This window comes from Exiguobacterium sp. s141, from assembly GCF_018618085.1.
Lineage (GTDB): Bacteria > Bacillota > Bacilli > Exiguobacteriales > Exiguobacteriaceae > Exiguobacterium > Exiguobacterium mexicanum_A.
Genome location: NZ_JACSLJ010000005.1, coordinates 1 through 14053 on the forward strand (window position 1 = coordinate 1; position 14053 = coordinate 14053).

At 41.7% G+C, this 14053-nt stretch carries 9 protein-coding genes and 1 pseudogene; 4 read left to right on the forward strand and 6 right to left on the reverse strand.

The features are described from left to right. Positions 1–141 precede the first annotated feature (141 nt). Both KNP74_RS11010 and gnd read left to right on the forward strand, forming a co-directional pair. A complete protein-coding gene (locus tag KNP74_RS11010) occupies positions 142–354 on the forward strand; it encodes a hypothetical protein (RefSeq protein ID WP_214764283.1) in 213 nt (70 codons plus the stop codon). Between the two features lie 61 nt (positions 355–415). Beyond that, positions 416–1297 (forward strand): phosphogluconate dehydrogenase (NAD(+)-dependent, decarboxylating), encoded by an 882-nt coding sequence (gene gnd / locus KNP74_RS11015; RefSeq protein ID WP_214764284.1) that lies wholly within the window; start codon positions 416–418, stop codon positions 1295–1297. A 98-nt stretch (positions 1298–1395) separates the two neighbouring features. Here the strand turns inward: gnd and KNP74_RS11020 are convergent, their stop codons facing one another. The 4 genes from KNP74_RS11020 to KNP74_RS11035 form a co-directional block, all read right to left on the reverse strand. Next, positions 1396–3240: an ankyrin repeat domain-containing protein gene (locus KNP74_RS11020; RefSeq protein WP_214764285.1), complete on the reverse strand. Its 1845-nt coding sequence runs from the start codon at positions 3238–3240 to the stop codon at positions 1396–1398. 17 nt (positions 3241–3257) lie between these two features. Beyond that, on the reverse strand, positions 3258–4088 hold the full coding sequence (locus KNP74_RS11025) for a J domain-containing protein (RefSeq protein WP_214764287.1): 831 nt from the start codon (positions 4086–4088) through the stop codon (positions 3258–3260). Positions 4089–4295: 207 nt separating this feature from the next. Next, positions 4296–6128, reverse strand: a complete 1833-nt coding sequence (locus KNP74_RS11030) for a phospholipase D-like domain-containing protein (RefSeq protein ID WP_214764288.1) — start codon at positions 6126–6128, stop codon at positions 4296–4298. A 15-nt stretch (positions 6129–6143) separates the two neighbouring features. After that, complete coding sequence (locus tag KNP74_RS11035; protein WP_214764289.1) at positions 6144–10055, reverse strand: AAA domain-containing protein; 3912 nt, start codon at positions 10053–10055, stop codon at positions 6144–6146. Between the two features lie 549 nt (positions 10056–10604). Between KNP74_RS11035 and KNP74_RS11040 the strand changes: the two genes are divergently transcribed. Further along, a complete protein-coding gene (locus KNP74_RS11040) occupies positions 10605–11138 on the forward strand; it encodes a hypothetical protein (protein WP_214764291.1) in 534 nt (177 codons plus the stop codon). 31 nt (positions 11139–11169) lie between these two features. Here KNP74_RS11040 and KNP74_RS11045 read toward each other — a convergent pair whose 3' ends face one another. After that, positions 11170–11784: a flavodoxin family protein gene (locus KNP74_RS11045; protein ID WP_214764292.1), complete on the reverse strand. Its 615-nt coding sequence runs from the start codon at positions 11782–11784 to the stop codon at positions 11170–11172. Positions 11785–12055: 271 nt separating this feature from the next. Here KNP74_RS11045 and KNP74_RS11050 point away from each other — a divergent pair, with 271 nt between their 5' ends. Further along, on the forward strand, positions 12056–13255 hold the full coding sequence (locus KNP74_RS11050) for an MDR family MFS transporter (RefSeq protein WP_214764293.1): 1200 nt from the start codon (positions 12056–12058) through the stop codon (positions 13253–13255). Positions 13256–13261: 6 nt separating this feature from the next. Here KNP74_RS11050 and KNP74_RS11055 read toward each other — a convergent pair. Next, positions 13262–14012 (reverse strand): annotated as a pseudogene (locus KNP74_RS11055) (glutamate synthase-related protein). Between the last annotated feature and the right edge of the window lie 41 nt (positions 14013–14053).

The window sequence follows — 14053 nt, forward strand, 5'->3', positions numbered from 1 at the left end:
GCATGCGTTGTCGAAACACTAAAACCCAGCTGGCAAAGTTCTGTACTTTTCGTTGCATTATTGTGCACATTTGTATTGCAAAATACAGTTCGTATTAAAATTGTAAAAATAAATCCATTTAATGGTCGGAGGAATCGGCAGATGCGTTATGTCGTCACGTGTTTTTTAGAGAAAGATGAGCTTTGTTCATTTATCGTGTATGGAGGTTCGATTCATGAGGCCTCGTCCACGTTCGAGAAGACGTTAAAGATCGCGAGTCCTTTGAATGACTTCGTCAACTTGAGTGACGGGAAGCAAGTGAAGGTCGGGTCAATCCTCGCCTACCGCATCGATGAAGTGAAGCCCCTCTTTTAAAGTCCATCCATTTCGGGTAACCCTTATAAGGAAACCAAATCAACGAACGGAGTGAACCGATATGGAATTAGGGATGATCGGACTTGGAAAGATGGGGTTGAACTTGGCGCTCAATTTAACGGACGGCGGGCACCGCGTCCTCGGCTACGACCCGGGCAATGTGTCGACGAGCCAGTTCGAGACAAAACAGTCGCTCGAAGAAGTCGTCGAAGGGCTGAAGGCTCCGCGCGTCATCTGGGTGATGGTGCCGGCGGGCGACGTGACGGAGCACGTCTTGAACGACCTGCATGCGTTGTTGTCTCCGGGGGATATCGTCATCGACGGCGGCAACTCGAACTATAAGGAATCGATGCGGCGGGCCGAGCACTTCAAGGACAAGCTCATCTACTTCTTTGATGTCGGGACGAGTGGCGGCACGGAAGGGGCACGACACGGCGCCTGTACGATGATCGGTGGGGATTTGGAGGCGTTCGGCAAAATCGAGGAGTTGTTCGACGACGTGTCGACGGATAACGGCTACTTGTACGCCGGAACGAGTGGCAGTGGCCACTTCTTGAAGATGATCCATAACGGGATTGAATACGGCATGATGCAGGCGATCGCCGAAGGGTTCGAGATTCTCGAGAAGAGCCCGTTCGAGTACGACCACGAGCAAGTCGCCCGCGTCTGGAACCACGGCTCGGTCGTCCGCTCATGGCTGATGGAGCTGACCGAGAGCGCGTTCCATAAGGATGCGAAACTCGACGAGATTAAAGGGGTCATGCATGCCTCAGGAGAAGGAAAATGGACGGTCGAGACGGCGCTCGAGTATGGGGTACCAGCGCCGGTCATCGCGATGTCGCTCATGATGCGGCAACGTTCGCTCGAAGAGGACACGTTCTCTGGGAAAGTCGTCGCTGCCCTGCGGAACGAGTTCGGCGGGCATGCGGTGGAGAAAAAATAATCGATAAATCAATCAATGTATAAATGTATAAAGGAAGAGGCCAATGTAAAACCATTCAGGGTTTACATTGGCCTCTTTACCTCTCTTTAATATGTTTTTTATTGAAATGCTTTTGGATATTTTTCTAACAACTCTGTTGAGACAGTACTCTTAGGAATTTTAGTATAAGTTAAAGTCTTGAATACCTCTTTTTTATCTAAATCATTAATTCCAACTTTAAGATTTACCGTTATTTTGTCATCTGATAATTTGGTAACAACATATCTAGGAGACTGTTCGTCTTTTAATTCAGCCTTATCGTCTTTCAAAAGAATTGATTCTCTATAATAGTAATCATAATCAGCATATGGGTATATTTTCCCTTCACTGAGTAAGTGAAAACCCCATAATGTATCTTCCTGATCTTCTTGAATAACCAATGTTTGAAAACGTTCGTCTTCCCATTCTGACGTTAAATCCCAAAACCCTACGATGCTATTCATAAATGCAATATTTTTTTTCAAACGTTCAATTTCATCTTCTTCTCGCTCTGCTAACAATGCATCTAGTTCAGCTTGCGAATCTGATTCACTATCAGTTTCAGTAACCGTTTCTTCAATGTCCAACTCAGCCACTTCGTCCTCAGATGTATTTTCAGAGTCCCTCGAGGCAGAACTATCTTCAGCTTTTGCACTTTGAGAAGCAACAATCGTATTCTTATCATTTTCCGTTCCACGAGAATATTCTTTATTTTCGAATTTCAGTGTATTCTTATCAACCATGGTCAAGTTTGAAAGATCTAACGCTAGCTCTTCCCCATTCACATAGATCAATGCCTTGACTGCATTACCCTCTTCTTTTAGCTCTACTACTTCATTATCGGCTTTCCAGTAACCAATTAAGTTATTTTGAACAAAGCTCACAGACAGTGGCGCTTTTTCCGCCCCTAATAACCCCAATGCTCGTTCATTATCAGTCTCATAAGCAATTTCCAGCGCTGTCTCGCCATCAGCATTTTGTTTAGACATATCTGCGCTGTCTTCCAACAAAGAGAGTAAGAGCTTGTTATCTCCTTCTTTCACAGCGTAAGTAGCCAATGTTTCTCCATTTGGGTAAAGCTTGTTTTTATCCACTCCTTGAGCAAGTAATGATTCAATCCGCTCTGAGTTTTTTTGTTCCATTGCTTTATTCATAGCACTTTCCCCGTAGCTAAACCCTAAGATGCCGTTCACATTTTCAACGAGTGCACGATCCAACGAATTTGGAAAAGCTTCATGATTTTGCGCAACTGTATAAGCATTAATTCCTAAGAACGCAATGAGAACTACTGCTGCCGTAACTAAGAACTTCGTGAGTGTACGTTTAAATTTACTTTTTGGCTTTTTAGTGTTTTGTACCATTGAAGATGCTGTCCCCTCAGAAAGATGTTTTTTCTTGTCCCGCTCCGTTCTCGTAAACCGCGAAACCACTATATTAGACTCATTAGCAATCTCTTCTTCTAAATCTGCGTAATTCACCTCATACAATGCAAGTTGATTGGAAGACTGTTCCACTTTTTCGTCTAAAGGCGCATTATATGAAAGTGGGGCATAATCGATTGCTCCATAACTCTTCGCAAACCAATGTAATACTTCTACTAATTGTTTATTCAACGAATGAAGACTCTGCTTCTCACGCGACAATGTATGGTCCGTCTCACGCAACGCTCTTAATTTTTGTACAATATCCCCAGGAACACCTTCTACTGTTTGAATTAAGTGTAGACGTTCCTCTGTAGTTGAAGAAGCAGAAGAACGCATACTATTTTTTTCAAGAAGGTCATGAATCAAAAGCTCACTTAATACTTTCATTTTAAGAACCGCTTGCTCTGGTTCCATCATCAACTTTGATTCGATAATGTGACCCAAATTTGCGTAATCTGGCCATTCTCTTTCTAAGAAACTATAATTATGTGTGTTTTCCACATGTTTTCCCCCGTTCGTCATTTCGGATAATTGCTTTCTAAAAACTCATATGCTTCTCGTATTAGTTTAAACCGATACTCATCTCCGGTTACGCTGTCTGGATGATAACGTCTGGCCAGCTGCTTATACTGTTTGCGCACTTGTTCGAACGTAACGTTGTGCACACTTTCAAACTCCAATACTTTTAAATAGATTGTGAATGACTCTTCTCGTTGATTAAATGTTGAGCTAGAGTCTTCCGAATAAGAGTTCTCATTCTGGAAAGTATCCTGCACAAGATCAAAAATTCGATTTCTGGCACTATCTAAATAGTTATCATAGTCATTTAAATAATGTGCTTGTTGTTCTAAAGTGACTGCTTTTAATCTTTTGAACGATGTGACTTCGCGAGAAAATTTATTAAATGCCATCACCTCAGCCACGACGTTCATAGCGTTTAAAGAAATATACTCACCAACTCTACGCATTTCTCGTTCTTTTTCCAAAGTTAAAAAATAATCTGAAAACTTTCCAATCGGAAACTCAAAGACTCGTGAGTTAATATTCATTTTTGCTATGTACAAACGAGGGGAACCATTCACGAAATGTTGAGCTAGAGTGAAGAGAATCAAATCATTTTGATGAGACAACTTAAATTGACCTGTCTCATACCAGGCATAGACTCGGTTGGTTGCCATAGAAGAAAAGAAGATCGCATCGCCACTGTAAATCAGTCCTTCATTGGTTTTGAAAGTCTGTCTGCGAAGATTCATCTCTTCAATGGCATTCTCTAAATGTTTTTGGTTTTGCGAATCGATCTTTTCTTCTTCGCGTATACTTTCAAAAAAAGAAATTCCTGCCCAAAACATAACCCCTAGAACTATAAGGGTGAACATCTTTTCAACACTCCTGCACTTAATTATTTTTCTAAATTACGTCTAACCTTTTTGAATTTTATGGTCTTTCTAGTCATTAATCAATGTGATTTTTCATGATAATGTCAATGTATTGATATTTTTATGTTTTTAATTCTTACGAAAAGACGGTGCTAGTCAAAACATCGTCTTTTACCAACCTTAGCGTTTTTTTCTCTTTTTAGATTTCCTATTTGATTCTACAGCTCTGTATTTTTTTTCTTTTACTAATTCTTCTTTTGCTTCGATAAACTTTCCGAATTGTGCAAACCAGTCCGCATGTGAGCTAAATATTTCTGCTTTTGACCAAAGTGAGCTAGTTGATACGTGTTTGAGGGCAAGCATAAAGTATTCGGTCGCCACCTCCGTTTCATGTGCAACTAATAGCTCTTTCAAATAGTCGTGCGCCCCCATCTCTTCTTTGTCGTATACAAGCCAAAGTTTCGCCAGTTCTAATATCAAATCTTGTTTATTCTCATTCCGAAGATGTTGTATCAATCTTTCAGCCAATTTTTTACGTTTTTCAAGTTGCGAGTCCAGCATAATCAATTCTTTCATCCACCGTTTTAGCATTATGGCCTCTAAATCTTGTGGAGGGTGATTAAGAATTACTTGGCATTCTCTTTCAAGTTCATCAATGAACTTTTCTTCAATCATCTGGCTCGTTTCTCGAATCAGGTTGTCTTCATATGTGACCATTACTGATTCATGTCTTAAATTGTAATCTCCTCGATAAGAGAGCCAGTTAAAAGAACCAAGTAATAAAGTTTTCTGGTCAATTACAATTTCTTTATTATGTTGATTTCCGAACCATCTTATAAAAACAGCAGGCGTTCCATCTTTATGTTGTATGGAACGGATTTTCTTGATTAATTCCGCATCCGGAGCACGGTCTTCATATTTGAGGTGCTTGGCAATTCCCCATGAGATAAAAAGGGTCTTTCCTTCTGATGCAAATTTTTCTAATCGGTTAAACATTTCTCGGTCCATAACTGAAGTGGAGATCCAAGGAGAAACCATTAGCATTTTTCTTTGTGTTTGTTCAAATGAATTAAGAAAACGTTCACGAATATCAATACCCCGTAACAATTCAATCATGGTTTGTTTGCCGTTTTTCTCTTCTACTTCAGCCTGTAGCATTAGTTTTCTTAAACGCTCATAACGATTTGGGACTTGATCTAGAATTTCTTCGTGATATTTTTCACGCCATGTCTCATTTTCTAACTCATTGATCTGATTCTCCAGAGATTCATCAAATTTACTAAGAGCTCCGTTCCATACACGGGTAAAAACTTCATCTTTTGCTAAATCATATAGACGAAATTCGATTACTTTTCCATATCTTCTACTCACTAATTTAAGTGGCTCAATTTTTGAAATGATTTTTTCTTTCCCTCCGATTTCGAATGGTTGGCCACTATCTATCAAATACTGCTTGAATTCTGCTTCTTCGAGTATTTTGTTTTTCAAGTCAACTTCGTCCCCACCGTAACGATAAAGTGGGGGGCCTACATCACTTTCACTTTCCGAATAAATAAATGGATTTGTATCGACGTCATTTAAAACTATGTTCTGTAATACGTTTACGCAAAATTTGAAGCGTTCTACTTCTGGTTCACCAAGGACAGTCCCAGCGGCTAATTGCACCTGTCCGACTTTTGTTAAACGGTAAACGTCAGCATCATTCTCTAACAGTCCTGTTCTTTCCATCTGATGAATCAGGTCGTCTACAAATAAAGTGTCGACACGTAAAAAATCACTAGCATCTTGTGAGCTGACACCTCGCTCGCTCTGAGCCAATGTCATAATCATTTTCTTTAGGATATCCAGCTTTGATTTTGTAGCCGACGTTATATCAAGCTCATAAAGATTAACAGGTATTTTCCATTCGATTGTTTCTAGAATATGAAGATATTGATTATCGCCCATTGCTTCTTCGATAATTTTTAGTTCTTGCTGATTGCTGCTTATTTGGTCACTCAGCTTCCATAACATATGCTCACTTCTTTCTTATTTCAGTCTTCCCATATAGTCTCGAAGTCCATCATGATCTTTTACTACCTGAAGGACATTCTTAAATCGAGTCCGAGTCCTACTATTTTTTGCTCTTCTTGTAAACATTGCCGATGATCCTGTAATAATCAGCAATTCCTTTGCACGAGATAAAGCGACATTTAATCGGCGGTATTCATTGAGGAATCCAATATCGTCTTGAGGGTTTTGATGATTTCGAACAAAACTTGCTAGGATAATGTCACTCTCCATACCTTGGAATCTATCAACCGTTCCAATTCGGAATGTCAAATGTTCAGTTTGAATCTCATCGTCCACCAAGTTTTTAATTTTTTGAATTTGATCACCGTAAAAACTGATGATTCCAACTTGCTTCTTGTCCTCTATATCGATTAATCCTTTTGCTTTGGCGTTGGCTGTAGCTGCTTCTAAATCTTCAATGATTCCACGAATAAGACGCAGTTCAGCCTCGTTATATTTACTTGTACTCCCTGATTCACTCTTCTCAAAGAATTCAGCTTCGTTCGGTAAATCAAACCACATTAAATGTTGACCTCTTTTAACATAATGACCATCTAAAAAGTGATCTCTCTCACTGTCAGAATCTAAAATCCCACAACTTAGACCGAAAGCTGAATCATGAGTCGACCCTTCATAAAATTGAGAAATTGTCTTCATAATTGTTTCGTGCATTCGATACTGAATCCTTAGGGTTTGTTTATGACAATCGTCTAGAGAATTGAATAAGCGTTCGAATAAAGATTCTTTTAAACTGTTCTTTAAAGTTTCTTGCTGTTCTATCGTCTCTTCTTTAGAAGCCACTTCTTCTAAAGTTTCCTGACCAACTAAAGGGGGAAGCTGGTGATGGTCCCCGACAAGAATGATTTTTTTCCCTTTCAACATCGGTAATAACAACTCAGGGGGGGTAGCCTTTGATACCTCATCAATGATTACCACATCAAAATCAGGATATTCTTCTATGAAGTCGCGGCGAGCAGATTGAACGCATGTTGTTCCAATTACATTAGCATGTTTGATATACATTCTTCGGATTTCTTCTAAATCATGTTCTTTAGCACCCTCAAGCATGTCAAACCACATTCGTTTCATTTGAAGAAGCTCTTCATCTTCATTTATAGATACATTGTTTAACCGAATAAGCCTTTTTAGCTTTCTATTTTCTTTTTCAATACTATCCAAAGTTTTCAAGGCCAAAAGGTTCTTCGACGCTTCAAGTCTTACACTTAATTCTTTTTGTGATTGCTCCATACTATCTAGTTCTGATGTCAGTTCTTGAATTTCACTATTTATTTGTTCGAGATCAGATAAATCACGTTTTAGTTTATTTTCAATTTTATGAATGTCGACTTTCATCTGCCCAATCGAGGAAGTAAGTTGCTGTCTTGTTTCTTCTATTTTTTCGAACTTGATTAATTCTTTTTCGCATCTTTCTTTCTCAATAAAAAGTTCACGAATTGAGTACGACATATATAAATTCGGATGATAACTTTGCCATTTCTCTGTAGAGTTTTGTAATCTTTGAAGTTCCTGTTCAGATTCGTTCCGTAATTTTAATGTTTTTGATAACTGATTATTTAATTGGCCAAGTGTGTTCCCATAATGATTTGTTATCTTTTTTTCATGCTCAATTTCTAATTGTTTTAGTTTTTCAGACCATTCTTTTACTTTTTCATATGTAGCTAGTTCGTTTTGAATTCGCTTCAATACCTTCATAAGCATCGTATAATCTTCAATTACAACCCTATATTGTTCGCCATAGTCACCAGAAAGCTTGTTCCAAATCCTTTTTGTTAGAGACAGCTTAGGCACACTTACTATCCTTGAACTACACATTTCTAACAATGAATGGACGTACTCCACCTCTAAATGGCTTTGAGTTGGATGAATGATTTCTTTTGCTGTAGCAACATCATATGATATATCTTTTAAGACCTCTTCTTGTCGTTTTACTATTTTTTCAAGCGGTTCAATCAATTGAACAAGTTGCATATTTAATGATTGCTCAGAAAGTTGGAACGTACTTTTTTCATGGACAATCTTTTCAATTTGCTTTTCTATTTCAATTACATCTTGGTTTTTTTTATTTATATAGCTGTATGTTGATTGCTTTTGTCTATCATATGTTTTGAATCTTTTTTCCGTCTCTTCTTTTTCTAGTAACAATTCTTCAATTTTATTAGTGTATGATTTTAATAATTGTTTTAATTCTTCTAATCGATTAACGTCTTCTTTGTAAGAGATTGCTTTTGTAATTTCCTGTTTTTGTTCAGCAAAAAGATTTTTCTTATTCGCGCTGTTAACTTCATCTGAGAGCTCATCTAGTTCAACTTGACTGCTATTTATACGCTTATACAATTCTTCAGTTTTCTGCTGATGTTGTTCAATATATGAATGTAGATTTTTAGCTTTTCTTTGCTTTATAATGATTTGGTTTTCAATATCTTGAATAAGATAAGAAGATTCAGTAAAGCTCTTTTGTAAGGATTCGAACTCTTTTTGTTTTGTTTCATAATTTTTATTATCTTCGATAGCATTCTTATATTCGGTATCTTTTTTCTTTTTATCACTTAGTGTTTTCTCTAATAGATTAATGTCCTCATTAATTGCAGACTGAGTTTGATTTTTCCAAGTAAACGCTACGTTCTCTTCTATAAATTTTTTGCCTTCTTCTTCAATACTATTTGTTCTACCTTTTCGAAGAATCCTTATTTTTGGGTCTTCTAATAACTTACTTAAAGCATTGTCTACGGCTAAGTTGGACTGAGAAGCTACTAACGTTTTAAGTCCTTGAATCGCGTTCTGATAACAGATTTCAGCAATAACTGTCGTTTTCCCAGTACCGGGTGGACCTTGGATAAGATATAAGTCGCTCGCTTCTAGAGCACCTTTAACAGCATCCTTTTGATAAGTATTTAAATTCGAACGCAAAACATGATCGAATTTAAACTCTTGTTTCAACGATGATGTGTCCGAAATTGGATTTTCCTCAAACAAAAGAAATTCCAAGTTAGGATTTAGAGCTCGACCGTTTTGGAGATCTTTAAACCCATTTCTTAGGTGTCGCGCCTGAGATAAATCTCCATAATTATTAAGTTTTATCACGCCATTCTTTTTGGGCAACCATCGATTTTTCCTTATTAAATCTACGTAGTCTTCATCCAGTTCGACGATGATTCGATTTTTATTGGAATCGATTCTTTTTACCATTCCAATTTTTTCTTCAACTTCTCTAGAACTTTCCACACTTTCTTTAGTCACAAGTGTTGCGTTAGACGATCGCAACTTCTTTCCTACTATGTGTTCTTGTAAGTTATGTATATTGAACGTGATCTCACGTAAATTAGTACTGATAGCCAGACTATTGTAGGGAATGTCTGCTTGATTATGCTCTGCTTTTTCTAACATTAGGTCTAAGTATACTTCCCAACTACGAAGACGTTCCTTCACAATTTTCGACTGTTCTCGCGCAATCGGCAGCTCTTCGATTTTATGTTGAAGACTCGAATCTAAACTGAATTTAGTTTTTTCATCGATAAAAAAATGGACTAATTGTTTAAGACGACGAACGTTGTTATCACCAAAGTGTTTCTGCACTATGCGAGTAGAAATCACTAAAAAGCCATCCTCTTTCAAGACAGTTGAGAATTTGAGCGTCATGTTGTCAGTAATTAATTTGATTGTTTCGTTTTCAGACGATGAAAAATAAAAGTTCAGATAAAGACCTTCATCTCGTCCATTATCTTTTTCTATTTGAATTTGATAAGTACTTTGCTCTGTAAGAAATTCACGAATTGATAGCCCTTTTAATAAATTATCCAATTCCGATTTTGCTTTATATGTAAAGTTAATGTAGATTGGAACAGATTGATTCGGTTTTACTAATTCCACCCTATTTCCTCCCCCTGATGAACGAGATTATTAGTTAAATTGTCACATTGTTTATATGAAAATTATAGCACCATCTTATATTTATTGTAATTGTTTTCAAAAAAAGGGTAATTTTATCGATTGATAGTTGAAATGAAAAAATATTGATTCTTAATTCACCACTTCCTAATAACCTACAATTTTTCATCACCCTGCGGAACGAGTTCGGCGGGTATGCGGTGGAGAAAAAATAGTGAGATCAAACTAGTACTCGCTCTGATCGTGAGCAAATCTCTTAAAGGCGCCTTCGAGCGTCTTTTTTTATGTTTGCATCGCTGATTGTAAAAAAGATCTCAGTCCACGATTCGACTGAAATCTTTCTGTTTTTTGCGCAATATTTTCTACTGTGACAAATGTCTCTTTTATAATTTTCAAGGAAAATGTTACTACGAATGGAAAGTACAGCGATTAACCTCTTAAATATACTATAATCTGTAAAATTCTAACCTTTAAAATTAGCTTATGATGAAAGGAGCACCCTATCTTGTGATAAACAAGGAGTGGAAAAACATGTCGAAACTTCATGAGTATCCGTTAAGCGTCTCGAAAAATCTACACAAAGCCACAAGGGAAACCCTTTTTCGCCAACAGACGAACGATTGGCGAGATGTCGATTACACCTTTAATCGAATTGCCGATCAAGCACTCAACGTCAGTGAACGAGATCATCGTTTCCAATTCGAAGGAGAGACGATGTTGTATGGACCGATGACCATACTTAAGTTAACACGTACGTTCCCAGGTGGCGGAGAGGTATCGTTCCAAATGATGTATCAACAGGAAGTAGACGAGGCTTTTTTTGTCATTCGCGTATTAGATGAAATAAGTCGTTTGAGAACAGCCTGGTTCCCGCCCGGCTTCCTGTGCGTCGGACCGCATTCTTATGAACATGTCCTCCGGTTCGAGCCTTGCTTAATCAACGAGAACTTTATCGAACACATTATCAATTACATGATGCGGCAGAAAACGTGGATGGAGAAACGAATCAAACTCTACGGAGAACCTGAACATCCAAGCGACACGCGTCCGTTCTTCAACGAGTAAGCATCAAAAAAGACGGCCTAAGCCGCCTATCTCACTCCATCGTATTGCCTTCCGCCGGAATCGGCGTCTGCTTCAACATGTTCGCGAAATGGTACAAGTTGTACGCCATGACGCGTCCGTTCTTTTTCGTGAAGGCGTTATCGCGCCCGGCATCGATATACGAGTCGCCCGGTCCGGCCTCGCCGACCCAATACGCGTCGACGTTCGGCGGAACAGTGAAGCCGATATGGGATAGCCCGTACAAGATGGACGCACAGGCATGTTTCGCCCCGTCCTCGTTCCCTGTCACGACGACACCGCCGACTTTGTTGTAGTAGATGGCCTGACCTTTGTCGTTCGTTAAGGCGCTGCCCCCATACAACCGCTCGATGACTTGCGTGGCGATGCTACTCTTCTCGCCGAGCCAAAGCGGTGTCCCGATGATGAGGATGTCGGCCGCCTTCACTTTCTCGAAGATCTGGGGCCATTCGTCCCCGTCCCCTTCATCCTCGGTCACGCCGAACGCGACGTTGTAGTCGACGACACGGACGATCTCCGAGTCGACCCCGAGCTTATCGAAGTGCGGGATGATATCCTTCATCAATCCTTCCGTATGCGAGGTCGTGTCCCCGCCTTTCAACGAACAGTTCAAGAATAAGGCTTTCATAGAATCCCTCCTTAGATGATCAACAGTTAAGTGTTCCCGGTTTAACGAAGGGATATTCGTCATGTTATGTCAAAAACGACCCGGCATCTATGTGATGATGGGTCGTTTTAACAAGGTTAAACAAACATATGTTCGTTTTATGGGACAGCGCAAACAGGCTCGTATATATTCGCTTTTTCTATTCTTAGCGTAGCAAATCCCGCAACATAAGTCTATTCTTTCTCGGTCCAACTCCCTACAGTAAAGATAGACTCTTGAAAGGAGCACAACGATGGAATCATACCGCTGGGACCTCAACCTGAAGGTCCGCTTGTTCGGTGAAGGGCTGTTCAATCTGTTGTTTTGGATGTACTTCCCGTTCATCACCGTCTATTTCGCCCAAACGCTCGGCGTCGAGCTGGCCGGTCTGCTCATGGCCGTGCCACCGCTGTTTCTTTTGATCGGCAGTTTAATCGGCGGTTCGCTCGCGGACGAGATCGGACGTCGTCCCGTCATGCTCGTCGGGACGTTCGCGCAAGGGGTCTTGTTCGTCGCCTTCGCCTTCTCGACGAACGCCTACGTCGATTATGTCACCTATATCGGCATCGGTTTCATGGGCGCCATTTATAAACCGGCCAGCTCGGCCATGGTCGCCGACCTCGTGCCAACCGAACATTTACGCGACGTGTTCGCGACGTTCATGGCGTCGAACAATATCGGCGCCGTGCTCGGTCCGATCCTTGGGGCGGTCCTCTTCTTCGAGCATCGCCAAGCGCTCCTATTAGGCTGTGCCTTCGTCCTGTTCGGATACGGAGTGCTGCTCGCGGCGCTCACCCATGAGACACGGCCGGGCTCACCTGAGAAGACGGTCGCCAAAACATTCCGCACCCAAGGGCGTTCGTATGCGATGATTTTGCGCGATCCGTTGTTCCGCCTCTATTTGATTGCCGGCGTATTCGCCTTGATCCCCATCATGCAGCTCGACGTGTATGTACCGGTCTATTTGATTGAACAGGCCCCGGCCACGTTCGACGTCTCGAACACGATCCTGTTCGGCTGGCTCGTCGCCTATAACGGGCTCTTGTTCGTCGTCTTCATCATTCCTGTCACGCGCGTGTTCCGAGCGTGGGACGAACGACGTGTCTTCCTGTTGTCGACGTTCCTCGCCGGCTTCGGGACGTTCCTCGTCGCCTTCTCGTCGAACATCTGGTATTTGCTCGTCGTCACGACCGTGTTCACGTTCGGCGAGTTGATCCGCTCCCCGGTCAGCCAAAGCTTCGTCAGCCGCTATGCCCCAGAGGCGTCACGCGGACAATACCTCGCGGCCGACACGCTCCAAAACACGATCGGCAAGTTCCTTGCGCCGGTGACGGTGCTCGCCTCGGGTTTCGTCTCCCCGATTGCCGTCTTCACACTCATTTTATTGTCGGCGCTCATCGGGATGGGGCTCTATGCCAAACTGTTCCACCAGCTCACACAACAAGACGGATGACCGCGGTCATCCGTCTTTCGCTTGTCCATCGAACAAATCCTCGCCCCGCTTCACCCGGCCGTCCGGATACTTGTAGGCGACATGCTCGAGCGACAGTTTCGTCGGTGTGTCGAGTCCGGCCGCGGCCGCCATGTTGTAGAGTCCTTCCCGGAGCGAGATGATGTAGTTCGGCACGCGTAAGCTCTTCTCGTCGACGACGAGGGCGTGCTGCAGTTTCGGGTCGGTCGTCGCGACGCCGACCGGGCATCGGTTCGTGTGGCACACTTGCGCCTGGATACAGCCGACATTGAACATGAGCCCACGGGCGATATTGATGCAGTCGGCCCCGAGTGAGAGCGCGACGGCAATTTTGTCTGCCGTGACGAGCTTGCCGGAGGCGAACAAGGTGATACGGTCACGAATCCCATATTGCAAGAGTAGTTGATGCACATACGGGAGCGCCGCCTTCGAAGTCCCGCTCCGAACCGAATCCGATGATGCGCGACTTATATTTTCCGGAAATCACAGCCGCCTTGTAGTCGTTCCGGGAGAACGGTTTTGACTCGTTGTCGTTCAAGAACAAGTATTGGCGCATCTCGGGCCCGACCTTCTCCAAGATGTAGCGCACCTTGCCGAGGATCGGGAAGTTCCGGAGGACGGAGTGCTCACGTTGATGGCGGTCCTTGCGCCATAGATAGAAGACGAACAGAAACGGGGCGGCAATCGTCGACACCATCAGGACGAGCACGATGGCGAGCATCGTCGTATTTACAGACATGGCGTGTCTCCTCCCTCACGTATAGTCCTTATCCGATACCA